20 protein-coding genes are annotated in these 26,176 nt (G+C 73.9%); 11 read left to right on the top strand and 9 right to left on the bottom strand.

Annotated elements, in window-relative coordinates; genetic code table 11:
- Positions 1 to 17 precede the first annotated feature (17 nt).
- The 3 genes from BMX74_RS04635 (at position 18) to BMX74_RS45395 (ending at position 2,869) form a co-directional block, all read left to right on the top strand.
- A complete protein-coding gene (locus tag BMX74_RS04635; protein ID WP_091098527.1) occupies positions 18 to 974 on the top strand; it encodes an ATP-binding cassette domain-containing protein in 957 nt (318 codons plus the stop codon).
- On the top strand, positions 971 to 1,780 hold the full coding sequence (locus BMX74_RS04630) for an ABC transporter permease (RefSeq protein ID WP_091098525.1): 810 nt from the start codon (positions 971 to 973) through the stop codon (positions 1,778 to 1,780). Before BMX74_RS04635 ends, BMX74_RS04630 begins: the two co-directional genes overlap by 4 nt.
- A gap of 75 nt (positions 1,781 to 1,855) precedes the next feature.
- On the top strand, positions 1,856 to 2,869 hold the full coding sequence (locus tag BMX74_RS45395; protein ID WP_082534673.1) for a Clp protease N-terminal domain-containing protein: 1,014 nt from the start codon (positions 1,856 to 1,858) through the stop codon (positions 2,867 to 2,869).
- Positions 2,870 to 3,357: 488 nt separating this feature from the next.
- Here the strand turns inward: BMX74_RS45395 and BMX74_RS04620 are convergent, their stop codons facing one another.
- The 6 genes from BMX74_RS04620 to BMX74_RS04595 form a co-directional block, all read right to left on the bottom strand.
- Positions 3,358 to 4,239: a helix-turn-helix domain-containing protein gene (locus BMX74_RS04620; RefSeq protein ID WP_256256771.1), complete on the bottom strand. Its 882-nt coding sequence runs from the start codon at positions 4,237 to 4,239 to the stop codon at positions 3,358 to 3,360.
- A 9-nt stretch (positions 4,240 to 4,248) separates the two neighbouring features.
- On the bottom strand, positions 4,249 to 5,082 hold the full coding sequence (locus tag BMX74_RS04615) for an alpha/beta fold hydrolase (RefSeq protein WP_256256770.1): 834 nt from the start codon (positions 5,080 to 5,082) through the stop codon (positions 4,249 to 4,251).
- A 181-nt stretch (positions 5,083 to 5,263) separates the two neighbouring features.
- Positions 5,264 to 6,436, bottom strand: coding sequence for a nitroreductase family protein (locus tag BMX74_RS04610; protein ID WP_091098520.1), 1,173 nt, complete (start codon positions 6,434 to 6,436; stop codon positions 5,264 to 5,266).
- Positions 6,437 to 7,003: 567 nt separating this feature from the next.
- Complete coding sequence (locus tag BMX74_RS04605) at positions 7,004 to 9,340, bottom strand: ABC transporter permease (RefSeq protein ID WP_091098517.1); 2,337 nt, start codon at positions 9,338 to 9,340, stop codon at positions 7,004 to 7,006.
- Positions 9,333 to 10,010 carry an ABC transporter ATP-binding protein gene (locus tag BMX74_RS04600; protein ID WP_201784435.1) on the bottom strand — a complete coding sequence of 226 codons (678 nt, stop codon included), beginning with the start codon at positions 10,008 to 10,010 and terminating at the stop codon, positions 9,333 to 9,335. Before BMX74_RS04600 ends, BMX74_RS04605 begins: the two co-directional genes overlap by 8 nt.
- Before the next feature lie 116 nt (positions 10,011 to 10,126).
- Positions 10,127 to 10,702: a TetR/AcrR family transcriptional regulator gene (locus BMX74_RS04595; protein WP_063792059.1), complete on the bottom strand. Its 576-nt coding sequence runs from the start codon at positions 10,700 to 10,702 to the stop codon at positions 10,127 to 10,129.
- Between the two features lie 629 nt (positions 10,703 to 11,331).
- On the opposite strand from BMX74_RS04595, the gene epsC reads away from it, so the two are divergent.
- From epsC to BMX74_RS04570, 5 genes are all read left to right on the top strand, one after another.
- The gene (epsC, locus tag BMX74_RS04590) at positions 11,332 to 11,904 is read left to right on the top strand and encodes a serine O-acetyltransferase EpsC (RefSeq protein ID WP_091098516.1); all 573 of its coding nucleotides are present in this window, start codon (positions 11,332 to 11,334) and stop codon (positions 11,902 to 11,904) included.
- Positions 11,905 to 12,048: 144 nt separating this feature from the next.
- Positions 12,049 to 13,035, top strand: a complete 987-nt coding sequence (gene cysK, locus BMX74_RS04585) for a cysteine synthase A (RefSeq protein WP_305728615.1) — start codon at positions 12,049 to 12,051, stop codon at positions 13,033 to 13,035.
- 70 nt (positions 13,036 to 13,105) lie between these two features.
- On the top strand, positions 13,106 to 13,327 hold the full coding sequence (locus BMX74_RS04580; protein ID WP_091098513.1) for a FeoA family protein: 222 nt from the start codon (positions 13,106 to 13,108) through the stop codon (positions 13,325 to 13,327).
- Positions 13,320 to 15,461 carry a ferrous iron transport protein B gene (gene feoB, locus BMX74_RS04575; RefSeq protein ID WP_091098509.1) on the top strand — a complete coding sequence of 714 codons (2,142 nt, stop codon included), beginning with the start codon at positions 13,320 to 13,322 and terminating at the stop codon, positions 15,459 to 15,461. The genes BMX74_RS04580 and feoB overlap by 8 nt, the downstream gene beginning before the upstream one ends.
- Positions 15,458 to 15,751: a FeoC-like transcriptional regulator gene (locus BMX74_RS04570; protein ID WP_055501758.1), complete on the top strand. Its 294-nt coding sequence runs from the start codon at positions 15,458 to 15,460 to the stop codon at positions 15,749 to 15,751. Before feoB ends, BMX74_RS04570 begins: the two co-directional genes overlap by 4 nt.
- Here the strand turns inward: BMX74_RS04570 and BMX74_RS04565 are convergent.
- The 3 genes from BMX74_RS04565 to BMX74_RS04555 form a co-directional block, all read right to left on the bottom strand.
- Positions 15,702 to 16,118, bottom strand: a complete 417-nt coding sequence (locus tag BMX74_RS04565; RefSeq protein ID WP_091098508.1) for a putative zinc-binding protein — start codon at positions 16,116 to 16,118, stop codon at positions 15,702 to 15,704. The two genes, BMX74_RS04570 and BMX74_RS04565, sit on opposite strands and share 50 nt — an antisense overlap.
- A 140-nt stretch (positions 16,119 to 16,258) precedes the next feature.
- Positions 16,259 to 19,486: an AfsR/SARP family transcriptional regulator gene (locus BMX74_RS04560; RefSeq protein WP_177227223.1), complete on the bottom strand. Its 3,228-nt coding sequence runs from the start codon at positions 19,484 to 19,486 to the stop codon at positions 16,259 to 16,261.
- A gap of 80 nt (positions 19,487 to 19,566) precedes the next feature.
- Positions 19,567 to 20,898: a serine hydrolase domain-containing protein gene (locus BMX74_RS04555; protein WP_091098504.1), complete on the bottom strand. Its 1,332-nt coding sequence runs from the start codon at positions 20,896 to 20,898 to the stop codon at positions 19,567 to 19,569.
- 352 nt (positions 20,899 to 21,250) lie between these two features.
- Here BMX74_RS04555 and BMX74_RS04550 point away from each other — a divergent pair, with 352 nt between their 5' ends.
- The 3 genes from BMX74_RS04550 to BMX74_RS04540 all read left to right on the top strand — a co-directional run bounded on the left by BMX74_RS04550 (position 21,251) and on the right by BMX74_RS04540 (position 26,172).
- The gene (locus BMX74_RS04550; protein WP_091098501.1) at positions 21,251 to 22,438 is read left to right on the top strand and encodes a methyltransferase; all 1,188 of its coding nucleotides are present in this window, start codon (positions 21,251 to 21,253) and stop codon (positions 22,436 to 22,438) included.
- Between the two features lie 141 nt (positions 22,439 to 22,579).
- Positions 22,580 to 24,796 carry an SF1B family DNA helicase RecD2 gene (gene recD2, locus BMX74_RS04545; RefSeq protein ID WP_091098499.1) on the top strand — a complete coding sequence of 739 codons (2,217 nt, stop codon included), beginning with the start codon at positions 22,580 to 22,582 and terminating at the stop codon, positions 24,794 to 24,796.
- A gap of 179 nt (positions 24,797 to 24,975) precedes the next feature.
- Entirely contained in the window at positions 24,976 to 26,172 is a 1,197-nt protein-coding gene (locus BMX74_RS04540; RefSeq protein WP_055501752.1) for a L,D-transpeptidase, read from the top strand.
- Positions 26,173 to 26,176 lie beyond the last annotated feature (4 nt).

Raw genomic sequence — 26,176 nt, 5'->3', positions numbered from 1 at the left:
TGCCACAGCATCGCGGCATGGATCACGCGATCGACGCCGAGGGCCTGGTCAAACGGTTCGGCCGGACCACCGCCCTGGACGGCATCACCCTTACCGCGCGCCCGGGCACCGTGCTCGGCGTGCTCGGCCCCAACGGGGCCGGCAAGACCACCGCGGTACGCATCCTGGCCACGCTGCTGCGTCCCGACGCGGGCCGCGCGTCCGTCGCCGGGATCGACGTGCTGCGCCACCCCTCCCGCGTCCGCCGCGCCATCGGCCTGACCGGCCAGTACGCCTCCGTCGACGAGGACCTGACCGGCACCGAGAACCTCGTCCTCATCGGCCGCCTGCTCGACCTCCGCGTCCGCGAGGCCAAGGCCAGGGCTGCCCGGCTGCTGGAGGAGTTCGGGCTGGCCGGAGCCGCCGGGCGGCGCGCCGGCACCTACTCGGGCGGCATGCGCCGCCGCCTCGACCTCGCGGCCGGCCTCGTCGGCAACCCCGAGGTCATCTTCCTGGACGAGCCCACGACCGGCCTCGACCCCGCCAAACGCGAGGACATGTGGGCCATCGTCCGCCGCCTGGTGGCCGACGGCGTCACCGTGCTGCTCACCACCCAGTACCTGGAGGAGGCCGACGCGCTGGCCGACGCCATCTCGGTCGTGGACCATGGCCGGGTCATCGCCCACGGCACCGCGGGCGAGCTCAAGCGCGTCGTCGGCGGGCAGACCGTCCTGGTGCGGCCCGCCGACCCGTCCAGGCTGGAGGAGGCGTCCGCGATCCTCGCGACCGTCGCCGGCAGGCCCGCCGAGTCGCCGGGCAACGGGGTCGCGACGGTGCCGGTCGGCGGCGACGCCGCGTTCACCGAGATCGTGCGGCGGCTGGAGGCCGCCGGCATCTCCGTCACCGAGCTGTCACTGCACCTGCCCAGCCTGGACGAGGTGTTCCTCACCCTGACCGGCCGCGGCGCCCACGACGAGGAAGGAGCCGCCGCATGACCCTCACCGCCGAACGCGCCGCCGCGCCCGCCCGGCCGGGCCCCCGCCCGTTCGGGCTGGCCCGTCACAGCCTCGCCCTGGCCCGCCGTAGCGTGCTCAAGACCCTGCGCACCCCCGAACAGCTCCTGGACGTCACGCTCCAGCCGATCATCTTCGTCGTCATCTACGTGTTCCTGCTCGGCGGGGCCGTCTCCGGCTCCACCCAGGAGTACCTGCAGTTCCTGATGCCGGCGATCCTCGTGCAGACGGTGCTGTTCGGCGGCATGGCGACCGGCGTCAACCTCAACACCGACATCAAGAAGGGGGTGTTCGACCGGTTCCGCAGCCTGCCGATCGGCCGCGCCGCGCCGCTGGCGGGCTCGGTGCTCGGCGACCTGATCCGCTACCTCGTCGCCATCGTGGTGCTGCTCGGCTTCGGGTACGCGCTCGGTTTCCGCGTCCAGACCGGGCCGCTGCAGGTGCTGGCGGCCTGTCTGCTGACCGTCTTCTTCTCCTTCTGCGTGAGCTGGGCGTTCGTGCTGCTCGGGGTGCTGATGCGGGAGCCGGGGGGCGTGCAGGGGATGGCGTTCATCGTGCTGTTCCCGCTGACGTTCGGGACGAGCATGGTCACCCCGAAGAGCACGCTGCCCGGCTGGCTGCAGGCGTGGCTGGAGATCAACCCGGTCGACCACGCGATGCAGGCGTCGCGGGCGCTCATGCTGGGCGGCCCTGCGGGGGCGGCGGTGGCCTGGACGGTGGTCTCCGGGCTGGTGTTCCTCGCCGTGTTCGCCCCGCTCGCGGTGGCCGCCTACCGTCGCCGGACGTAGGGGTTGCCCGATAACCCTGTGGGGGTTATAAGTAGGGGGTAACCCCTTGATAACCCCAATGGAGGGACGTCGGTCATGCCGAAGATCAACGTGTACCTGCCGGACGAGCTGGCCGAGGCGGTCAAGGAGGCGGGCGTGCCGGTCTCCGCGATCTGCCAGCGGGCGCTGGAGCAGGCGGTCCGCCGCATCACCACCATCCGGCAGGCCGTCCTCACCGACCTGGAGGACGACGACCTCGGAGCGCGGCTGCCGCACTTCACCGCCCGCGCCAGAGCCGTCGTCAAGCTCGCCGTGAGGCAGGCGCGAGCCGAGTCCGCGCCTGCCATCGGCACCGGCCACCTGCTCGCCGCCATGGTGGCCGAGGGCGAGAACCTCGCCCTGCACGTGCTGCGCGCCGTGGACATCGACCCCGACCAGGCACGCCGCGACCTGCGACGCCACACGGGCAGCAAGGAGGACGGCCCGGGGAAGGGCGGCGCGGCGGAAGGCAGGCGTGACGGCGGCCCGGAGGAGAGCGCGCGGGAGGAAGGCGGCACGGGACGAGGCGCTTCCGAGCCGGGCGTCTCAGGGTCTTCGGGGCAGGCAGGCCCGGGCGAGGCCGCACCCGGAGAAGGCGCGTCAGTGCATTTCGACGGGCCCGCCGCCGCCGCGCTCGAACTCGCCGTCACCGAGGCGACCGCGCTCGGGCACAACTACGTCGGCTGCGAGCACCTGCTGCTGGGCCTGGTCACCGAGCCCGACGGCGTCGCCGGCGAGGTGCTGCGCACCCTGGGGGCCGAACCCCGGCTCACCCGCCGCGCGGTGACGGCCGCGCTGGCCGGATACGTCCACCTGCGCGCCCAGACCGCGGCAGCGTCCGCGAGCACCACCAGCCCGCCCGCCGACCCCGCGCAGGCCCTGGCGGAAGCCGTACGCCACCAGCTCCAGCCCCTCGTCGAACGCATCGAGAACCTGGAACGCCACCTCGCCCCCAAGCCAACGGCGAACCCGACGACGACGGGCACCCCGGCCCCGGCAGGGATCACCGCCGTCGACCCGGCAGCCCCTTCCGAAGGCGGCACCGACACCTCCACGGGCCCCGACGCCTGACCTCGGCCCCACCACGCGCCCCGGGGCCTGACCTCGGCCCCTCCACGCGCCCCGGGGGCGGCGCGGCACCCGACCCCGCATAACCCCGCCCCCACCCCCACGCACCGCCACAACCAGCAGGAAATCCGCCCGCTCCCAGGCCCCGAATGCTCCTTCAGATCCTGCCGCCGCCCTCGGCGGCACCTCAGACGGCCTTGCAGGTGCCGCCGGGCTTGGCCGGGCCGGGGACGCTCTTGCAGGCGCTGCCGCCGGGCTCGGCCACACCTCAGGTGCTGCCACCGTCGCGGACCATCAGCGAGCTGGTGCACACCTCACAGGAGCCGATGGCCTACACCGGGCTGCACTGCACGCAGGGCCGGATGAAGGCCACCAGCGTGAAGGCCCCGGCGGCCTACCCCACGCTGCGACGACGCCGGCAGACCTCCACCCCGCACGGGCTCGCGCCTCTGCCGCCGAAGACGCCCCCGACCTCCCGGGAGGCAAGCTGCTCAGCGAAGGTCGGGGACGCGTTCGCCGTCCTTCGCCGGGCACCGGGTTGGCGACGAAGCCGGCCACGCGATGTCGTCGACCGCGAGCCACGGCGCGACGGCCAGGGCCGTCGGTGTGAGACCGGCGAACGCCGTGACCTCACGGTGGAGGTGGGACTGGTCGACGTAGCCGCTCTCGCTGGCAACGCGGGCGGCGGCGTGACCCGCCGCGAGCAGGTGGGCGGCGTGGTCGAAGCGCACCAGCCGGGCGGCGCGTTTGGGCGTGATGCCGAGCTGGGACCGGAAGCGGGACCACAGGCGCTTGCGGCTCCAGCCGACCTCGTCCGCCAGGTCGTCGACCCGCACCTGCCCCCGGCTGGTGAGCGTCCGCCGCCAGGCGTGGGCGACCTGCGGATCGACCGGGGGGTGGGCGCCCAGCCGTCGGCCGAGGATGTCCACCGCGATCGTGAACCGTTCGTCCCACGACGCGGCGGCGCGCAGCCCGTCCTCGGCCCGCCCGGCGTCGCGGCCCCAGACATCCTCAAGGGCTACCACCGTCCCGCTGAGCTCGGTCGATGCGCCGAACAACGCAGCCGCCACGACCGGCTCCAGCCGGATCTGGAGGCACTGGCCGGCTCCCCGGCCGGTCGCCCGGAGATCGCCCGGGAGGAGCCCGACGACGACGCTGCCGCGCTCGTGCCGGCCGTGGGTTTCGTAGACGATGCCTTCTCCCTCGCTCAGATCGACGAGCAGGGTGACGGACGGGTACGCGACCATGGAGATGTCCACCGAGGGGGCACGATGGCGGAACCCGGCCATGCTGACCCCCGGCAGCCGCACCGACGGGCGTGGGACCGCGACGTCCACCCACGCCCGGTCAGGTGGCGTCCCGGTCGGCGACACATGGCCAGTCTAGGCATCAGGGATCACGGGTCGTCGGCCGCCCATTGCCGTGAAATCCAGCAGCAGGTCGCCGGTCGTCTCGGGCGCCTCCAGCATGGGTAGGTGCCCGACGCCCGGCAGCAGCTCGACCCGCGCGTTCGGCACCGCGTCGTACTGGTGCGCCGACGACGGCTCCCAACGGGGGTCGGCAGCGCCGAAGACCACCAGCACGGGGACCTGGAGGGCGGCCAGACGCTCGGGCACGCTCCGCTCGGCGATGTAGGCGGTGTTGCAGCGCAGCACCGTCCTCATCACGCGGTAGGTGATGCCCCGTACGTCGGCGACCACGTCGTCCGGGAGGTCCACCGGGCGAGCGGCCGTCGCGACGATCCCCTTGCGGATCAACGCGTCCGAACGTCTCGACCACAGCAGCGGGCCCAGAGGCGGGGCCAACAGGGCCCGAAGGAGGAACGGCTGCCGAAGGAGCGCGTCCGGACTCGGGCCGCTGCTGATCAGCGCAAGCGAACCCACGAGGTCGGGACGTTGCTCGGCAAGCGCGGTGGCGACGTAGCCGCCGCTGGAGTGTCCGACCACGGCGACATGACGAAGACCGAGGTCGTCCAGCAGCGCCGCCACCTGGCCCGCCTGCGCGGGCACGTCGTACGACGGCGCGGGCGGGGACTGCCCGCAGCCCGGCAGGTCGACCCGGATGAGGTGGTGGTGGGCGGCCAGTGCCGGGACCATCGGGCGCCAGAAGCCGCCCGAGGCCCCCGATCCGTGGATGAGCAACACCGGCGGCGCCTGCCGAGGGCCGTCATGGACCACGTGCATCCCATGCGAATGCTCAATGTCGTACTCACTCATGCGGAGACTGTGCACGGGCGGTCGGCTGTCAGTCTTGGACAAATGTTCCCGCGCGGTGGAAGACCGACGGCCCGCCACCATGACGGCCGTGCCGATGTCCCAAGACCGGAGAACGGGCCCGGCGGATCGCCCCGATGCTCCGGCTCCTCTCAGGCCCTTGTTCCCGAAGGGCGGCGGACGGTCAGCGTAGTTCGAGCACCTCGGGGACGGGCCTCCGGGGCGTGGGCGGGACGAGCGGGCCGTAGCCGAGGCGCAGGATCATCTGGACATGCCCGAGCCGCCCCGCCGTCACCCCGGCGTGGGCGCCGTCGTGCAGGTCGAGCGGCTGACTGAACAGCGAGGCCGACACGCCGTGCACGGTCGCGGAGAGCAGCACCCGCTGAAGCGCCTGCCCGGCCGCCAGCCAGTCGCGCGGCCCGTCGCCCTGCGTGAGCAGCACGCCGACCAGCGGGTCGTCCTCGAAGTCGGCGACCTCCCTGCCCGGCGCCCCGGGCGCGAAGTCGCGCAGCGGCAGCGCGCCGCCCCGTGGCCGCGGCCCGAACGCGTACCAGGGCACCCCGTCGCAGCGCGGCCCCCCGGCACCGCCCGCGATCCCAAGCTCCTGCCCGATGTCACGATCCCGAACGATCCCGGGGCCGTCCGCGATCCCGCCGCGGCCTGCGGTCCCGGCGTGGACCGTCATACCGGCGTGGGCCGGCGCGGGGCCGTGGTCGGGCGTGGGTGCGCCAGCGTGGGCCGGAGCGGTGTCATGGTCCGATGCTGGGGTGCCGCTGTGGCCCGGTGCCGTGGCTGTCCAGCGGGCGAGCTCGGCGTGGTAGCCGGCCTCGCCGGTCACCATGCGGTCGGCCGCCGCCACCATGTCGAGCACGCGGCGCGCCGCCATCCTGTCGAGCAGCACCAGCGTCGCCCCCTCCGCGTGCGCCGCCGTCACCAGGTCGAGGATCACCTCGGGAGGCAGCGGACGGGCCTCGAACGGGAACCGGTTCGTCCTGCGGTGCGGGATCACGGCGTACAGGCGGTTCTCCTCGGGCGTCGCGGGCAGCCCTTCGGTCGCGCGCACGACCGCGAGCAGGTCGGGCGCGTCCCCGGGGGCGGGCATGGCGGTGACGTTCGGCGTGTGGCCGCTCACCCTGATCGCCAGCCTCATGTTGAACAGCGCCGCTCCGCAGCTGATGCCGAGGCCGCGGCCCATCGGATCGACGACCGGCAGCAGCCGGTCGAGGTCGGCGTAGAACTCCAGCGTCTCGTCGTCGACGCGGCGGAAGCGCCACGGCTGGGTGTTGTGCACCGAAGGCGCCGCGACGGCGGCGCGGATCACGCGGCCCACGCCGGCGGGGGTGGTGAAGGGCTTCACGTCGTTTCCAGGATGAGGTGGGCGATCGTCGGGGGATCTTCGTGGATCTTCGGGAATCGTCGGGGATGAGCCTCCCGCCACCTCCGGGTGCGGAGATAAGGGCTTTGGTCCCGAAAAGGCGGTCCGTTCGTCAGCTTTCCTGCCCCGCGCCGCCCCGTCGTCCCACACGGCGGCCGGCGCCTGGTCGAGGCCGGCGCGGTTGCGGCGGGTGGCGCCGGAGAAGCCGCGGTCGATGTAGATCCGGTCTTCGGGGACGCCGAGGGCCCACATGGCCTCGGCACGCAGTGCCGACCGGTCGAACACCGCCAGGCCGATGATGCTGTGGCCAGAGGCGCGGCGATCGCCGAGTGTCGGTGTCGTCGGCGCGACTCCGGCCCTCTCCGCTGACACCCACGCCACCGCCCGGGTGGCCACACGGGCGAAGGCGCCGACATGACGTCGGATCATCCTCCGTGGAGTCGACGGATCAGGGCCGAGAGGTCCAGTTGATGAGCGGCCACGGCCAGGCCACCGATCACGACGGCGAGCGCGAGCAGAATGAACAGCGTCTTACGCATCAGAACTCCTTCAGACGTAGGCCAGGGCCTGGCGGATGGTCAGCCGGGCGGCTCGGCGGGCGGGGGCCGCTCCGGCCAGGGCCGAGCCGGCGACAGCGGCCAGGGCCCAGAGGCCGAGAGCTAGGGGGGAGATGGTGAGCGGCAACGGGGCGCGGAAGGCCAGGTCGCCGAGCAGGTCGCCGATCATCCAGCTCACGGGCAGGGCCAGCAGGGCGGCGGCCAGCCAGCTGAGCAGCCCGACGAACACGGTCTCGCCCAGCACAATGCCCAGCACGGTGCGCGGGGTGGCGCCGATGGCCTGCATGACGGCGAACTCGCGGGTGCGCTCCACCATGCTGGTACCGGTGGTGGCGGTCAGGCCGAGCACGCCGATGATCGCCATCAGCACCGCCAGGGCTATCAGAGCGCCGATCAGGACGAAGGTGTGGCCCCCGACCGCCTCACGCAGCTCGGCGGTGGCCAGGTTCGAGCCCTCGACGCGGGCGTCGCGGAGCACGCGTTGCACGGCCGCGGTGTCGGAGGTGGCGATGCGCAGATCGCGGGCGGGGCCGGCGTGTTGTTCGAAGGCGGTCTTGGTGACGTAGGCGGCGGCCGGTGAGCCGATCTCCCGGACGGTGCCGACGATGTGCCAGGTGGTGGCGCGGCCGTCGAGGTTGAGGGTGAGGGTGTCGCCGGCTTTCGCGTCCGGGAGCGGGTTGGCGGCCATGGAGTTCAGCACGACTGCGTTCGTGTCGCCGGGGGCCAGCCATCGGCCCGAGGTGAGGGGCAGGTCCAGAAGTCTGGAGTCCTCCGGGACGCCGCGCAGGCTGAAGCTGCCATGACCGCCGTCGGGGTAGGTGGAGACCACGTCCCCGGCGGCGGTGGGGGCGCCTCCCCAGGTCTCCACACGGGTGACGCCGGGAGTGGTGCGGATGCGCTCGACGAGGGCGGGGTCGGCGGCGGCCAGCCGTACCTCCATGTCGTAGCGGCGGGCGGCCATGCCGTCGTCGACGGTGCGTTGCCAGGCGGCGGCCACGTTCAGGCCGGCCAGGAACAGCGCGCCGCCGACCGACAGCAGGCCAAGGGTGAGTGCGAGCCGGGCACGGCGGCGGAAGGCGTTGCGCAACGCCATCAGCAGGGTACGGCTGAGCCCGGTCAGCCGGGCCGAGACGGTCTCCTGGCGTACGCCGTAGTCGCTGATTGCCTCGCGGATGGTGAGGCGGGCGGCCCGGCGGATCGGCACGGCCGCCACCAGGAGCGGCACCAGCACGGCCGCCACGAGCTGGCTGGCGTACACCCACAGCGGGACGGCCTGGCTGTGCAGGTTCAGGTTGAGCAGATCGGCCACCACATCCGCGAACGCGCGGCCGGCGAGCGTCCCGACCGGGACGCCGACCGCGGCGGCGGCCAGGCCGAGCAGCAGCACCTGGACGGCGTACAGGCCGGCGATCTGGCCGGTGCGGGCGCCGATGGCCTTCATCACACCGATCTGGCGGATCTGCTGCACCAGCATGCCGCCGATCACGGCCGCCACCAGGATCGCGGCCAGCATGAGCCCGAGCAACGCGAAGATCAGCAGCATCAGCATGAGCGCCTGCATCTGCCCCTCGTGCGGGTGCTGCCCGGGCGGCGGCACCTGGATCTCGTGCACCTGGTTCCCCTGGGTGCGCAGCCAGGCCGCCAGCTCGCGGCTGGTCTGCGCGATGCCTTCCCGGGTGGTGGCCTCGGTGCGGATCTTCAGCTCGTCCAAGGTGGCGCTCCCGCCGAGCACGGCGAGCGTCTGCGGGGTGATGTAGCCGTAGCCGGCGCGATCTTGCCATGCGGGGGCGAGCGAGGGGTCGTGCACGGTGCCGGAGACGGTGATGGTGCGGCTCTGTCCGCCGGGCAGGCGGACCTCGACGGGTCCGGGCGGCACCATGTCCCTGGCAGCACGTTCGATCAGCATGGTGCCCGACGGCGGTGGCCAGGCCCCGGACTCGCGGGCGAACGTGGAGATCCGCATGTCGTCGAAGTCGGGCACCACGAACAGCACCAGCGTCCGCCATTCGTCGGGTCCGATCCGCATCGTGGCGGTGAGAGTGGCTCTGGCCTGGGCGTCGGTGATGCCGGGGCGGCCGCGGACCTGCTCGGCCAGCGCGGCGTCGGCCCGATCCAGCTCCAGGGTGGCCGCGGCGGGGGCAGTGCCGAGGTAGTTGCGGGTGATCTCGCGTGAGGCGATCGCGTTCGCGCTGAGCACGGCGCCGATGCCGGTCACCCCGGCCGCGATGGCCACGATCATCATGACCGTACGTCCCCAGGCCAGAGCCATGTCACGGCGGAGCTTGCGCCAGCGCGGCCCGGACAACCGCTCAGACAACGGGCTAGACATGCGCGCTCACCGTCGCGTCGGCCAGCTCCACGGTCGAGGTGATGTACGGGGCCGCGTCGCTGCCGTGCGTGACCATGACGACGGTGGTGCCCTCGGCGGCGATGGCCGCGAACAGCTCCAGCACCGCGATTGCGGTGGACGAGTCCAGGTTGCCGGTGGGTTCGTCGGCCACCAGCAGCGGCGGGTCGTTGGCCAGCGCGCGGGCGATGGCGGCGCGCTGCTGCTGGCCGCCGGACAACGCGGCGGGCAGCTTGTCGGCCTGCTGGGCGATGCCGAACCGTTCCAGCAGCGCCAGTGCCCTGGGGCGGCGCTCGGCGCGCGGGTAGGTGTCGCAGAAGTCCATGGGCAGCATGACGTTCTCGGCGACGGTCAGCGTGGGCAACAGCTGGAAGAACTGGAACACCACGCCGACGTTGCGCCCGCGCCAAACGGCCAGCGCCTGCTGGTCCAGCTCATGCACGGCGGCTCCGGCGACGTGCACCTCGCCGCTGGTCGGCCGGTCGATCCCGGTGATCATGTTGATCAGGGTGGACTTGCCGCTGCCGGAGCGGCCGACCACCGCGAGAAACTCGCCGGCGTTGGTCTTGAGCGAGACGCGGCGCAGAGCCGTGAACGGGCCTTGCGGGGTGTCGTAGGTCTTGGTGACCTCGCGTACGTCGATGACGGGCACCTGGCCTCCTATCGGAACATCGAGTCAGTTTCAGTACACGATGTTCGACATGGAGAGGCGCGGTCAATCGACGAAACCGCAGTTCAGTGCGGTAGTGAACAGATCAGCGAAATTGTTCAGATTCCGTAGACGGCCTGAACCCCGGGCGCGATCAGCCGCATGTACATGTCGGCCATCTCCTCGGCCGTGTACGGCAGGTCGTCGTCCAGCCACCACACCAGCAAACCGAGCAGCGAGCTCAGCAGGAACTCCATGGTGACCTCCACCGGCACCGCGCCGTCCCGGCGCGGCAGGAACTCCGGCATCCGCCGCGCCATGACCTCCTCGATCCTGCGGCGCAGCCCGGCTCTGATCACTTCCGCGCCCCGCCTCCCGGCCAGCGCCTTGTACAGGTTGCGCTGCCGCTCGGCGTGCTCGAAGGCGGCCAGCACCGGATTGGGCTCAGTACGGCTGGCGAAGTGGCGCTCCATGTGCTCCTCGAACGCCGCCGCCAACTCCTCCAGGTTGCCGAGCAGGAGATCGTCCTTGTCGGTGTAGTGCGCGTAGAAGGTGGAGCGGCCGACGTCGGCGCGATCGATGATGTGCTGCACGGTGATCCGGTCGTAGCCCGTCTCCAGGATCAGCTCCACCAGGGCACGGCGAAGGAGTTCCCTGGTCCGCCGCACCCTGCGATCCGGGCTGGCTGTCGGCATCGAGGCCTCCAGGATTCGGAACACTGTATTCAGCACCATACGCCATGTTCATGAACAGCTGATCCGCTCCGCCACACACCCGCCTCTGTACTGTCGGCTCTCGAAGGCGGCGTCCAGACGCTGACCGAGCGGCGCGGCCGGTCACCGGCGTCACCGACATCAGCGGTTCCGGCCTGGAAGCGATCACTGAAATCCTGCCAGGCCTCCTACGGCGTCCATGCCGGACCGCCCCCAACCGGCAGCGGAGGAGGAGACGCGGTCCGATCACCGGTGCCCGGTGTGGGGATTGGCCTCGGCGTAGACGTCGTCCCTTCGCCCGAGATCATTCTCACCGCCACCGGCTGTTCCCAGGTTCCTCGACCCCGGTGTCATCGCCGGGTGCCGGGTGGGCGCAAGAGGCGAAGGTCATGGGTTCGGGGGACGTGCGGCGCTGGCCGCGGGAGGCGTCGGCGTCCTAGCGTCTGCGGCATGCCCATCGCGTCTTTGCCGCCCCGCCGCCTGGCCGGCCGGCTGTTCGCGATGCCCATGACGGGATTCCACGTCAGGCGCGGTTTCGATGAGTCCTGTCGCGGTTGGACGCACGCTCCCGCGTTCCGCCGCCGACACGTCGCCTGCCGAGGAATCCCGTCATGCTCGAAGACGTCCGCGCCGCCTGCCGGCGCGACCCCGCCCTGCGCGGCGCCCGCCGCGTCGAGGCCGTGCTGTATCCCGGCCTGTGGGCCGTGTGGAGCCACCGGGTGGCCCACCGCCTGCACAGGCGCGGCGTCCCCTTCCTGCCGAGGCTGATCTCGCAGGTCACCCGCCTGCTGACCGGCGTGGAGATCCATCCGGGCGCCAGGATCGGGCGCCGGCTGTTCATCGACCACGCCATCGGCGTCGTGATCGGGGAGACCGCGGTCGTCGGCGACGACGTCACGCTCTACCACCGGGTCACGCTCGGCGGCCGCGGGTTCCACGCCGACGCCAAGGGCGCCGTCCGGCATCCCGTCATCGGCGACCGGGTCGTCGTGGGCGTCGGCGCGTCGGTGCTCGGCCGGGTCCACGTCGGCGACGACGCCGTGATCGGGGCGCACGCCGTGGTGCTGACCGATGTGCCGCCCGGCGCCCGGGTGCGTCCCGCGACCCCGGTCATCATCCCGCCCGCCCGGGACGCTGAAGTCGCGCCCGCCCAGCGCACTGTCCCGCCTGCCCCTGCCCGCTGAAGTGCCGCCCGCCCCCGCGCACCGTGCCCGCCTGCGCTGAAGTCCTCCCCGCCTGAACCCCCTGAAGTCCTGCCCGCCCTGATCCCGATCTCTCCGTTCCGCCCCTGAAGTCCCCCTCCCCACCGCACGCGAAGGAGTCCTGCCTTGCCCGCCGTCCACCGCACCCGGCCCGCCACCGCCATGCCCGCCATGCCCGCCGTCCACCGCGACGTCCTCGATCTGGTGGGACGCACCCCGCTGGTCCACCTCTCGCGCTTCGCGGCGGGACTGCCCGGCGTCCTGGTCGCGAAGCTGGAGTCCGCCAACCCCGCCGGCAGCGTCAAGGACCGCATCGCCAAGGCGATGATCGAGGCGGCCGAGGCCGCGGGCCTGCTGTCGCCCGGAGCCTGCATCGTCGAGCCCACCAGCGGCAACACCGGCATCGGCCTGGCCATGGCGGCCGCCGCCCGCGGCTACCGGCTCACCCTCACCATGCCGGAGAGCATGAGCGTCGAACGCCGCGCCCTGCTCGCCGCGTACGGCGCGCAGCTCGTCCTCACCCCCACCGCCGACGGGATGAGGGGGGCGATGGCCGAGGCGGCCAGGCTGGCGGAGCGGCACGGCTGGTTCATGCCGCAGCAGTTCGCCAACCCCGCCAACCCCGAGGCCCATCTGCGCTCCACCGGACGGGAGATCTGGGAGGACACCGGCGGGCAGGTCGACGTGCTCGTCTGCGGCGTGGGCACGGGCGGCACCGTCACCGGCGCCGGACGTTTCCTGAAGGAGCGGAAGCCGGGCGTGCGCGTGGTGGCGGTGGAGCCTGCCGACTCGCCGGTGCTGTCGGGCGGCGCGCCAGGACGGCACGACCTCCAGGGGCTGGGCGCCGGGTTCGTCCCCGAGGTGCTCGACACGGGGGTCTACGACGAGATCGTCCGGGTGCGCGGGGACGAGGCGCGGGCGGCGGCGCGACTGCTGGCCCGTACCGAGGGGATCCTGGCCGGCATCTCGGGCGGTGCGGCGCTGCACGCGGCGGCGGCGGTCGCGGGGCGGCCGGAGAGCGGCGGACGGGTGGTCGCCGTGGTCCTTCCCGACACCGGGGAGCGCTACCTCAGCACCTCCCTGTTCGGACGGACAGAGGACTTTCGGCCCTGAAGCCGCGGTCACCCGCACCCCTATCATCAGGGCGGATTTTGGTTTGCCTTACCTAAGCTAGGGGTTCGCGATGAGGACCGTCCGCCATCTGACGCCACCCGCCACCGTCCGCCTGGGGCGCCTGCTCGCCGGGCCGGAACGGCCGCGGCTGCTGGAGCTCGGCCTGCTGCCCGGAACCGTGGTACGGGTCCTGAGCAGGGGCGCGACGGGCGGCTTCGTGCTGGCGGTCGGCGACACGCGCATCGCGATCGACGACGGCACCGCCGCGGGCCTGGAGGTCGCGGATGCGTGACGGCCTGCCCGCGGCGGCTCCCGCCCGGCTGCTGACTCCGCCCTGCTGCGACGAGGGCAGGGGGCGCGAGGTGGCGGGGGCGCCCACCGTCGTCCTGGTGGGCAACCCCAACGTCGGCAAGTCCACGCTGTTCAACGCGCTCACCGGCGCCAGGCAGGCGGTCGGCAACTGGCCGGGCAAGACCGTCCGGGTGGCGCGCGGGACCTGGGACGCGGCGCCCGGTCCCGCCGTCACCCTGATCGACCTGCCGGGCACCTACAGCCTCGAACCGCGCTCACCCGACGAGGAGCTGACCAGGGACCTGCTGTGCGGGGCCGAGCGGCGTCCCGGCCTGGTCGTGGCCGTCGTGGACGCCGCCAACCTCGCCCGCAACCTGTACCTGCTCGCCCAGGTCCTCGAGGCCGGACTGCCCGTGGTCGTCGCCCTGACCATGGCGGACGTCGCCGCGTCCCGCGGGCTGCGCGTCGACCCTGGACGGCTGTCCGCCGAGCTCGGCGTGCCGGTGGTGCCGGTGGTGCCGCGCCGGCGCGAGGGCGTGGACGACCTGGCCGCCGCCGTCGCCGACGCGCTGCGTGACCCGGTCGTCCCGTCGCCGCCGCCGCTCGGCGAGCAGGCCGAGCAGGCGGTGGCCGCCCTGCTCCCCGCCTGCGCGGCGACGCCGTGGCCGCCCCGGCTGCTGGCCACCGCCCTCCTCGGCGGCGGCGCGGACGTCCCCGGGGTGCCGGAGGAGCTGCGCGAGCGGGCCGCGCGGCAGGGCGAGCTCCTGCTGGCGTCCGGGGCCGCCGACGACGAGTACGGCGGCGTGCCCGCCCTGCTGGCCGAGGGCCGCTACGCCTGGGCGCACCGGGTGCTGTCGGCGTCGGCGGAACGTCGGGGAGCGGCGCCGTCCTGGAGCGACCGGGCGGACCGGGTGCTCACCTCGCGCCTGTTCGGCGTGCCGGCGTTCCTGCTGGCGATGTGGGGGGTGTTCGCCGCCACCACCACGTTCGTCGCACCCGTGCAGGACCTGCTGGGCCGCCTGTTCGACGGCCCGCTGTCCGGCTCGGCGCGCGACCTGCTCGCCGCGCTCGGCGCGCCGCCGTGGCTGACCGGGCTGGCGGTCGACGGGCTCATCGGCGGCGTGGGCCAGCTGCTGACCTTCGTCCCGCTGATGCTCGTCATGTTCGTCCTGCTGACGCTGCTGGAGGACTCCGGGTACATGGCGCGGGCGGCGTTCGTCGCCGACCGGCTGATGCGCCTGGTCGGCCTGCCGGGGCGGGCGTTCCTGCCGATCATCGTCGGGTTCGGCTGCAACGTGCCCGCCCTGTCGGCCACCCGCATCCTCGGGCATCCCGGCCAGCGGCTGCTGCTCGGTCTGCTCATGCCGTACGTGAGCTGCACCGCCCGCCTCACCGTGTACGTGCTCCTCGCGACGGTCTTCTTCGGCCGCGCGGGCGGCACCGTGGTCTTCGGCATGTACCTGCTGTCGGTCACCCTGGTCGTCACGATGGGGCTGGTGCTGCGCCGCACCCTCTTCCGCGACCTGGCTCAGGAGTCGCTGCTGCTGGAGCTCCCGCCGTACCGGATGCCGTCGGCGCGGGTCGTGGCCGTGCGCACCTGGCAGAAGCTGTCGGGGTTCCTGCGCACGGCGGGCACGGTCATCGTCGGCACGGTCGCCGCGGTGTGGCTGCTCGCCGCCGTCCCCGTCGGGGTCGAGGCGGAGTTCGGGCAGGCGCCCGTGGAGCACAGCGCGCTCGGCGCCGTCTCGGACGCGCTCGCACCCGTCTTCGAGCCGCTCGGCTTCGGCGACTGGCACGCGGTGGCGGCGCTGAGCACGGGGTTCGTGGCCAAGGAGGCGGTCGTCGCCACGATGGCGCAGACCTACGGCAGCCAGGAACCCAAGGACTCCTCGCGGCCGGGCACGCTGGCGCCGGCCCTGCGTGACACGTTCGAGGCGACCTCCGGCGGGCATCCCGTCGCGGCCGTCCTGGCGTTCATGGTGTTCCTGCTCGCGTACACGCCGTGCATGGCGACCCTGGCCGCGCAGTGGCAGGAGATCGGGCCGCGCTTCACCCTGATCGGCCTCGTCACGCAACTGTCGGTGGCCTGGCTGCTGGCGCTGGCCGTCTTCCGCGTCGGCAGGATCTTCCTGTGAACGGGGCGCTGCGGCAGGTCCTGGCCGAGATCGTCGCCGCGCGCGGCACCGCGCACCTGGGCGAGATCGCCCGGCGGGCCGGGATCACGCGGGACGAGGCCGAGGCGATCGTGGACTACTGGGTCGAACGCGGCCGGCTGTCACGGGACCGGCTCGGCGGCTGCCCGCCGCGCGGCTGCGGCGGCTGCGCGCTCGCCGACGGCTGCTCGGCCCGCGACGGGCAGGCGCAGGTCACCGCCATCACGGTACGTCCGCGGGCGGCGCGGGAGCCGGAGCCGGGCGGCGGGTGAGCCGCCTGGCCGTCTCGGCCACCGACTCCAGCACGCGCTCGGCCTCCTCGGCGTCGTAGCCGATGTGCTTGCGCTTGCGCACCCCGTACGTGTGCAGCGTGACGTGCTCGTCCGGGACGACGCCGTGGCGCGCGAGCGTGGACAGCACGCAGGTCAGCGGGCAGCCGTCGAGCGCGAGAACGGGACGTCCCGAGGTGGCCACGCGCACGAGCGACGGCACGTCGCCGCCCACCCCGGCGATGCACGACATCTCCGCCAGGCCCTCCCGGTCGAGCCGCAACGCCAGGTCGTTGGCCATCTGCGCGGCGCTGGAGCAGCCCGAGCAGGAGTACACCAGGGGCAGGTCGGCGCGTCTCGGCCGGGACATCGATGCTCCTCATCGCCGGTGAACGGGTCGGCCGCCATGGTGGCACCCGGCGGCGGCGCCGCGCCGCGGACCTTCGGCCCGCATCCGTGTGACAAGAGTCCCGTCCGCGGGCCGCCGCGCTCGAGCGGCCTTCGCCCGGCTCAGCCCTGCGGCGGGCCGGTGAGCACCAGGGCGAGGGCGGCGGCACGGTCCAGGCGGCGGCCCTGCTCGTACGCCCGCTCGTACGCCTCGCCGCCCAGCCGGTCGCGCAGCAGCGCCGCCAGGCGGGCCACGTCCAGGTTCGAGGCGTCGGGCGCCCCGCGCAGCTGCTCGGCGGCCCCCAGCACGGCCGCGGCCTGGCCGGGACGGCCCACCGCGGCCCGCAGCCCGGCCAGCGCCACGGCGACGTGCGCCAGCACCGGCATGTCCCTGGCCGACATGGCGAGCCGGGCCGCCCGCCTGATCCGCTCACCGGCCGCGCCCGGGTCGCCCAGCGCGGTCGCCAGGTGCGCCTGCCCGATCAGGACGAGCGCGCGGAACTGCGGCGCCGTCGAATCCGACGTCTCCAGGTGCTCCGACGCGGCGGCGTACTCGCGCGCGGCGGCCTCCAGGTCGCCCTCCAGCCGCGCCAGGTCGCCCAGCGCGCAGTGGGCGAACGCCACGTTGCGGCCCGACAGCTCGTGCCCGGGCTCCGCGCGCCCGCTGCCCGGGGTCGTCATGGCGAGCAGCTCGGCGCGGGCGCGCTCCACCTCGCCCTTGCGCACCAGGATGGTCGCCTCCCACACCCGCTGGTGCCTCAGGTCGCCGTCGGGGTTCAGCTCCCGCAGCAGCGTCACGGCCTCACGCATCGCCTCCAGCGCCGCGTCGAAGTCGCCGAACACGGCGTGCGCCTCCGCCTGCGACGTCAGCGCCAGCGCCAGCCCCCACCGCTCGCCGCAGGCGCGCAGCTCCCTGCACGCCTCGCCCAGGTCGGCGCGCGAGCCGCGCATGTCGCCGTCGTTCTCCTTCATGGCGGCCCTGACGGCGTACAGCATGCCGCGCGCCCACGGGTCGGGGTGGGACAGCCGCTGTTCGATGACCTTCAGCCCCAGCTCGCTGTCGTCGGTGAACAGCGCCAGCGCCGGCTGGAGCATCGCCAGCACCGGGTGGCCGGTGGGGGGCGGGGGCGGGTCGATCGCCTGCCTCAGCTCCTCGACGGCGGACGCCATCACGGCGTCGCCGCCGGCCAGCGCGCCGTTGATGAGGTAGGTCGCGGTGGCGATGAGCCTGGCCTGGCTGGGCGCGGGGCCGGGCACGTCCAGGGCGAGCTTGATCCAGCCGGTCGACTCGGCGCGGGTGCCGCGGATCGTCCAGAACACGCCGAGGGCGGCGGCCAGGCGCAGCGCCGTGCCGGCGTCGCCGGTGCCGACCGCGTGGTGCAGGGCGGCGAGCAGGTTGTCGTGCTCGGCCACCAGCCGGGCGATCCAGGCGAGCTGGTCGTGGCCGCGCAGGTGCGGCTCGGCCCGCTCGGCGAGGTCCAGGAAGTGGGCGGCGTGCCGGCCGAGGATCTCGTCGCTCTCGCCGCGCGCCGCCAGGCGGCGCAGCGCGTACTCCCTGATGGTCTCCAGCATCCGGTACCGGCCGTGCTCGGCCGCCTGGACGAGCGACTTGTCCACCAGGGCGGCGAGCAGGCCGAGGCTGCCGCCGGGGTGCGCGGCCGGGGCCAGGTCGAACCCGGCGACGTGTTCGGCGCCCGCCAGGTCGAACCCGCCCGCGAACACCGCCAGGCGTTCGGCCAGGCGGCGTTCCGGCTCCTCCAGCAGGTCCCACGACCACGCCACGACCGCCTGCAGCGTCTGGTGGCGGGGCAGCGCGGTGCGGCTGCCGGCGTTCAGCAGCTGGAACCGGTCGTCCAGCCGGTCGGCCAGCTCCCGCGGTGACAGTACGCGCAGCCGGGCCGCGGCCAGCTCGATCGCCAGCGGCAGGCCGTCCAGGCGGCGGCAGATCTCGGCGGCGACGTCCGGCTCGATCACCAGGCCGGGACGTCCGGCGGCGGCCCGGTCGGCCAGCAGCCGCACCGCGGGCTCGGGCGGCAGCGGCGGCACCGGGCCGAGCGCCTCCCCGGCGACGCCCAGCGGCTCGCGGCCGGTGGCCAGGACGCGCAGCCGCGGGCAGCGGCCCAGCAGCTCCTCCGCCAGGCGCGCGGCGGCCTCGACCAGATGCTCGCAGTTGTCGAGCACGAGCAGGACGCGGCCCGGCGACAGCACCTCCACCAGCTTGCCGAGGGTGTCGGCGGGGCCGCCGATGAGCGGGCTGCCGCCCAGCGCCGCCAGCACCGCCTGCGGCACGTCGGCCGGGTCGGTGACGGACGCCAGCTCGGCCAGCCACACCGCGCTGTGCTCGGCCAGCAGCTCGGCGGCGACCGTGGTGGCCAGCCGCGTCTTGCCCGCCCCGCCGGGGCCGACCAGGGTGACCAGGCGGTGCGCGGCGAGTCTGGCCCGTACCAGGCGAAGCTCGCTCTCGCGGCCGACGAAGCTGGTCAGCGGGGCGCGCAGGTTGGTGCGGGGGGAGCGGGCCGGTTCGGCGCGCAGCGCCGCCAGGTGGGCCTCGCGCAGCGCGGGACCCGGGTTGGCGCCCAGCTCTCCGGCCAGCCGGCGGCGGACCTCCTCGTAGGCGGCCAGCGCCTCGGCCCGCCTGCCCGCGGCGAGCAGGGCTCTGACGCGCAGGGCGTGCAGGCGCTCGCGCAGGGGATGGCGGGCGGCCAGCTCGCCCAGCTCACCCACCAGCTCCCCGGCCTCCCGCACGGATTCCCGCACGGATTCCCGCACGGCCTCCCGCGCGCCGGACGCGCCCGCCGCCCGCGCCGCTCCCGGCGCGCGCGTGGCCCGCGGGCCGGCGCCGCCCTCCCACGTCCCGGAGCCGGCGGCCAGGACGGCGAGCTCGGCCTCCGCGCGGTCCTCGACGGCGGCCAGCCGCGCCTCCTCCAGGCGGGCGGCGTACCCGGTGGCGAACGGCGCGGACGCCACCTCGCCCAGCGCCGCGCCCCGCCACAGCGACAGCGCGCCGGCCAGCAGCGCGGCCCGCCCGGCCGGGTCGTCCACGCCGCGGGCGCGGGCGGTGAGCCGGTCGAACTCGGCCGCGTCGGTGTCGGCCTCCAGCCGGTAGCCGCCCGGCACCGACACCAGCGCGCCCGGCTCGGGCAGCGCCCTGCGCAGCCGCGAGACCAACGTCTGCAGGGCGTTGCCCGGATCGGCGGGCAGCCCCTCGGGCCACACGGACGCGGCCAGCTCCTCCACCGTCACGGCACGGCCCGCGGCCAGGGCGAGGCGTACGAGGAGGGTGCGCAGCCGCGCGCCGCCCACGGCGGCGCCGGGCTCGACCTCCAGCGGCCCCAGGATCGCCACGCGCACACGACCATGCTGCCACCGGCCGGGCCCCGCACCGCGCGGAGGCGGAGACGGAGACGGAGACGGAGCCGGGCGGCCGGGGGTCAGGCCTTCCAGCCGGTGACCCCGCCGGGGACGGGCGCCGCCGGGTCGTACGGCGTGCGCGTGAAGATGAACGTGTTGAGGTCGAGGTGGTCGTCCGCCGCGCGCAGCGTCTCCCCGGCGTAGTAGCCGTCGAGGCCCAGCCAGGTGCCGTCGTCCTGCGGGACGAAGCGCGAGGCGCGCCCGCCGCCCACGACCGGGGTCAGCGACAGGCAGCGTCCCGGCAGCACCCGCAGCGCGTACGCCTTGGGACCCCAGTACCACAGCCCGGTCAGCGCGAGCAGGCCGGGATCGGCGGCGACCGGCTCCCACTCCTCGGGCAGGCGGGGCTCGTGCTCGTCGAGGATGTCGAGCAGGTCGGTGAGCAGGCCGCCGCTCATGCCGCTGGTGGTGTTGGCCATGAACAGCACGCCCAGCCGCTCGGCCGGGTCGGCCCACACGGTGGCCAGGAAGCCCGGCATGGAACCGGTGTGACCGGACAGCCGGCGACCGCCCTCGCGGGCCAGCTGCAGGCCCAGCCCGTAGCCGGAGGTCCAGGAGTCGCCGTCGGCCACCCCGGCGGGCTCGCGCATCTCCTCCAGCGTGTCGCGGCACAGGACGTCGCCGGTGTCGCCGGCCAGGAACGCCGCCCAGCGGGCCAGGTCGTGGGGCGTGGACCACAGCTGACCGGCCGGGCCCATCGCGACCGCGTCGTGCTCGGGCTCGGGCAGCACCACGTCGGCCCACGGGTGCACGGCGTAGCCGGTGGCGTGCGGCGGGCGCGGGCGGGCGGTGGTGGCGTTCATGCCGAGCGGCCGCAGCACCTCCTCCTCCACGGCCTCCAGCCAGGGCCTGCCGCGCAGGCGCGCGACCAGCTCGCCGAGCAGGCCGTAGCCGAGGTTGGAGTAGTGGAAGCGGCGGCCGGGACGGTGCTTGAGCTCACCCGGGCCCACCCGGTCCAGCAGCTCGCCCGTCTTGAGGCCGGGCGTGCGCTCCCACCACTCGGTGGGCGGCTCGGCGGTCATCCCGGAGGTGTGCGACAGCAGCTGCGCGACGGTGACGTGCCCGAACGGCGTGCCGGGCAGGTGCGCGTCGAGGGTGTCGGCCAGGCGCAGCGCGCCCTCGTCGCGCAGCCGCATGACGACCGTGGCCACGATGCTCTTGGTGATGGAGCCCAGGCGGTACTGGGTGGCGGCGGTGGGCGGGGCGCCGTCGACGCGGCCCCGGCCGCCGAACCACGCCAGCCGCCCGTCGCGCACGATGGCGGCCGTGACCGACGGCACCCTGTTCTCGGCCTGTTCGACGGCGAGCCTGCGCAGCAGCGCCCGCGCCGTCGTCTGTCCCACCTGGCTCATGGGCGTCAAGACTAGCGGCTGGGACGGCCCGTCCTTCCCGGGGCGACCGGCCACGGGAGCAGGTGGAGCCGCGGGGGTTTGGCGGGGCCGGGCACCATGTGGGAACCTGGTGGCCGGTCTCAGAGAGGGTCGCCCGTGACATCCGGCATGGTTCAAGGCGCCGTCCCCGGCATGGTGCTCGGCGACGTCCCCGCTCGCGCTTCGACGCGGGAGCGGCAGCCCTTCCGGCCTTGAACCGCCGGCCCTGACCTGGTCGTCCACGCCCGCCGCAGCGCGGCGCGGGCGGCTCGCGCCCGCTCCTCGTCGAAGTGCTTCTCGTGTCCTTAGCACGTTCGACCACGAGGAGTACGCGGTGTCCACCATCCGCTGGACCGAAGCCGACGTCGTCAGAACCGCCCGCTGGCACTCCGGGAGCGCCGCCCCGCCACCGCGCGAGGTGGTCGTCGCGGACGACCGCATGAGCGCCGCCACCGCCCACCGCCTGGCCCGCCGGGGCACGGCGCTGCTGTGGCGCGGCGACTACCACAACGCGCGGCAGCTGCTGCGGGCGATGAGCCGCCGCCTCGGCCACCCGCCGTCCCCGCGTCCGGGAGACGACCCGGCGCGGGCCTTCCACCTGCACCGCGAGGCCCGAGGGCGACGCGCCCGCGTCCTGGGCATGCTGCTCGTCCTGCTGGAGGACGGCCCCGCAGCGGGCGGCCCCCGAGAGGACGGCCCGGGAGAGGACCGTCCCGGGCGGGGCGGGCACGTGCTGAACCTGCGCAGGGCGCCGGACGTCCGGCAGGCGTGCGCGGAGGCCTACGGGCAGCCGCGCGGGCCGGTGGCGGTCGCCCTCACCGAGCTGCTGGGCGTCCTCGGGGCGCACCAGTGGCGGGTCAGGGGTGTCGAGGTGCCGGCGCTCGGCGCGCGCATCCACCCCCACTACGGGGTGTTCTCCCCGGTCAGGGGCGAGTATGTCGACCTGGTGGCCCGCGCGCCGCTGCCGCCGGGCCCCGTGCCCGCCGCCACCGCGTTCGACCTCGGCACCGGCACGGGCGTGCTCGCCGCGGTGCTGGCCGGGCGCGGGTTCGGACGGGTCGTCGCCACGGACGCCGGCCCGCGGGCGCTGGCGTGCGCCCGTGACAACGTCCACCGGCTGGGCCTGGCCGGCCGCGTCACCGTGACCGGCCCCGCCCTCTACCCCGGGGGCCGCGCCCGGCTCGTGGTGTGCAACCCGCCCTGGCTCCCCGCCCGGCCCGTCTCGGAGCTCGAACGCGGCGTCTACGACGCGGACGCCGCCATGCTGCGCGGCTTCCTCGACGGGCTCACCGGCCACCTGGAGCCGGGCGGCGAGGGCTGGCTCATCCTGTCGGACCTGGCCGAACACCTCGGCCTCAGGACGCGCGCCGAGCTGCTCGCCCGCATCGCCGGGGCCGGGCTGTGCGTGCTGGGCCGGATCGACACCAAGCCGCGGCACCCCCGCTCGGCCGACGCCGCCGACCCGCTGCACGCCGCCCGCGCCGCCGAGACCACGTCCCTGTGGCGGCTCGCCCCCGCCTGAGCCGTGAAGGGGTCGTACCCGGCCCGCGCTCCCGCCGCCCGCCGCCCGCCGAGAGACGAGAGACGATCGGCGGAGGCGTTCCCCCCGCCGCTGTTCTAATCTTGCCCAGAAGCGGCGGGCGGACAGGGAGAGGGTCGTTCGGTGAAGCAGGACGGATCGGCCGGGCCCTCCGCCGCGCATCTCGACTGCGTCCTCGAACGCATCACGTACGCCAACGAGGAGACGGGCTACACGATCGCGCGGGTGGCGACCGAGCGGTCCGGCAGCGAGCTGCTGACGGTGGTCGGGCCGCTGCTGGGCGCGCAGGTGGGCGAGTCGCTGCGGCTGAGCGGGCGCTGGACCTCCCACCCGCGTTACGGCCGCCAGTTCGAGGTGTGGTCGTACGCGACCGTGCTGCCCGCGACCGTGCAGGGCATCCGCCGCTACCTCGGCTCGGGCCTGATCAAGGGCATCGGGCCGAAGATGGCCGAGCGCATCGTCGACCACTTCGGCACCGGCACCCTGGAGGTGATCGAGCAGCAGCCGGAGCGGCTGGTGGAGGTGCCCGGCCTCGGCCCGAAGCGGACCAGGATGATCGCGGCCGCCTGGGAGGAGCAGAAGATCATCAAAGAGGTGATAATCTTCCTGCAGGGCGTGGGGGTGTCCACGTCGATCGCGGTGCGCATCTTCAAGCAGTACGGCGAGGCGTCCATCTCGGTGGTGCGCGGCCAGCCGTACAAGCTGGCCGACGAGGTGTGGGGCATCGGCTTCAAGACCGCCGACACGATCGCGCAGGCGGTCGGCATCCCGCACGACAGCCCGGAACGGGTCAAGGCGGGCCTGCGCTACACGCTGTCGCAGGCCGCCGACGACGGCCACTGCTACCTGCCCGCGCCCAACCTCGTCGCCGACGCCGTCAAGATCCTGGAGGTGCCGTCCGAGCTGGTCGCCTCCTGCCTGGAGGAGCTGGTGGCCGAGGAGGGCGTGGTACGCGAGCCCGTCCCCGCGGGCGACAACGTGGTGCCGGCGGTCTACCTGCCGCCCTTCCACCGGGCGGAGCTGTCGCTGGCCTCGGGCCTGCTGTCGCTGCTGCGCTCCTCGCACGACAGGCTGAAGGCCTTCGCCGACGTCGACTGGGCCAAGGCCGAGTCGTGGCTGCACGGCGAGACCGGCGCGGAGCTGGCGCCCGAGCAGCGCCAGGCGGTGCGGCTGGCGCTGACGGAGAAGGTGGCGGTGCTCACCGGCGGCCCCGGCTGCGGCAAGAGCTTCACCGTACGCTCGATCGTGCTGCTGGCCCGCGCCAAGCGGGCCAGGGTGATCCTGGCCGCGCCCACGGGGCGGGCGGCCAAGCGGCTGGCCGAGCTGACCGGGCACGAGGCCACCACCGTCCACCGGCTGCTGCAGCTGCGCCCAGGCGGCGACGCGACGTTCGACCGCGACAACCCGCTCGACGCCGACCTGGTGGTGGTGGACGAGGCGTCGATGCTCGACCTGCTGCTGGCCAACAAGCTGGTCAAGGCGGTCGCGCCCGGCGCGCACCTGCTGTTCGTCGGCGACGTCGACCAGCTGCCGTCGGTCGGCGCGGGCGAGGTGCTCAAGGACCTGCTGGCCGCCGACGACGTGCCGCGGGTGCGGCTGACGCAGATCTTCCGCCAGGCCCAGGAGTCGGGGGTCGTGGTCAACGCGCACCGGGTCAACACCGGCCGCCATCCGGTGCTGGAGGGGATGAAGGACTTCTTCCTGTTCCCCTGCGAGGAGCCCGAGGAGATCGCCCAGCTCACCGTGGACGTCGTCGCCCGCCGCATCCCGGCGAGGTTCGGGCTCGACCCGCGGCGTGACGTCCAGGTGCTGGCGCCGATGCACCGCGGCGCGGCGGGCGCGGGGGCGCTCAACATCGCGCTGCAGGAGGCGCTGACGCCCGCCCGCGAGGGCATGCCGGAGCGCCGCTACGGCGGGCGCGTCTTCCGCGTCGGCGACAAGGTCACCCAGCTGCGCAACAACTACGACAAGGGCGCGGCAGGGGTGTTCAACGGGACGGTCGGCATCGTCACCGACATCCGGCCCGACGAGCACAAGCTCACCGTCCTGACCGACGAGGACGAGCCGGTCGACTACGCCTTCGACGAGCTGGACGAGCTGGCGCACGCGTACGCGGTGTCCATCCACCGCTCGCAGGGCAGCGAGTACCCGGCGGTGGTGGTGCCGCTGGCCACCAGCGCCTGGATGATGCTCCAGCGCAACCTCCTCTACACCGCGATCACCCGGGCCAAGAAGCTCGTCGTCATCGTGGGTTCGCGCCGGGCGCTGGCGCAGGCGGTGCGCACGAGGGGCGCCGGCCGCCGGCACACGAGCCTGACCCACCGCCTCGGCACCCGCTGAACCCGCTCTCCGCACCGGCCCCAAGGGGGCTGAACGACGCCTTGACCGGCCGTTGACCTGCCTTGACCTTGAGAAGTGATCGAAATGTGACCGAACTCTCCTAAACGAAGCGGCGTCTTACATGCAGGAGCATTAACCTTTTTTGAGGTGTGTACGACACCGTGGGGGAGAGGACTGTCTTGAACGTTGCGTCCGCTTGGAGAAAGCCTGTCGCCGGGGCCGCGCTGCTGGCCGCGGCGGCCCTGACCGCGTCCTGCTCGGCGAGCGGGAACGCCGCCAGCAGTGGCCCGGGCGAGTCCGACGCGACCACCGTGGCCACGCCGCAGGCCCCGGTCATCAAGATCAGCCCCGCCGAGGGCAGCGCCAAGGTGAGCCCTGACAAGAAGATCGTCGTCACCGCGTCGGGGGGCGCGCTGGACGAGGTCGTGGTGCAGGGCGGCGGGCAGCAGGTCGAGGGCGCGTTCAACACCGACAGGACCAAGTGGGTGTCCAAGTCGCCGTTGCGCCCGTCCACCAGCTACGACGTCTCCGCCAAGTCGGGGCAGACGGCCGCCACCAGCAGCTTCCGCACGCTCAAGCCGGAGCTGGAGCTGCAGGTGGCCGACGTGACGCCCAACGCCAAGGGCGAGACGCTCGGCGTGGGGGCGCCGATCATCGTCACCTTCAACCAGGCCGTCTCCGACAAGGCCGCCGTCGAACGCGCCCTGGAGGTGAAGGCGGAGAAGCCGGTGACCGGCGCCTGGCGCTGGATCAACGACACCGTCGTCATCTACCGCACCGCCAAGTACTGGCCCGCCCACCAGAAGGTGACGTTCAACGCCAACATCACCGGCGTCAAGGCCGGCAAGGGCCTGTACGGGGTCAAGGACTACACGGCCAACCTGAAGATCGGCGCCAAGGTGATCAGCAAGGTGGACGCCGGCAAGCACATGATGTACGTCTACAAGGACGGCAAGCGGGTGCAGACCATGCGCATCAGCGCCGGCATGGCCACCACCCGCGAGTACACCACCACCTCCGGCATCCACCTGACGATGGAGCGCGGCAACCCGGTGCGCATGATCTCGCCCGGCCGTAAGAAGGGCGACCCCGGCTACTACGACGTGATGATCAACCACGCCGTGCGCATCTCCAACTCCGGCGAGTACGTCCACGCCAAGGACAACGTCTGGGCGCAGGGCGTGCGCAACGTCAGCCACGGCTGCATCAACGCTCGCCCCGACCAGGCCAAGTGGTTCTACGACAACGTCCAGCGCGGCGACGTCGTCGACATCACCGGCACCACCAGGAAGCTCGAGTGGAACAACGGCTGGGGCTTCTGGCAGATGCCGTTCTCGGAGTGGAAGAAGGGCAGCGCGCTGCGCGGCGAGTCCTGACCCC

Source organism: Nonomuraea pusilla, from assembly GCF_900109355.1.
Lineage (GTDB): Bacteria > Actinomycetota > Actinomycetes > Streptosporangiales > Streptosporangiaceae > Nonomuraea > Nonomuraea pusilla.
Note: the sequence above shows the minus strand (reverse complement) of the source record. Positions and strands in the feature narration are given on the sequence as shown.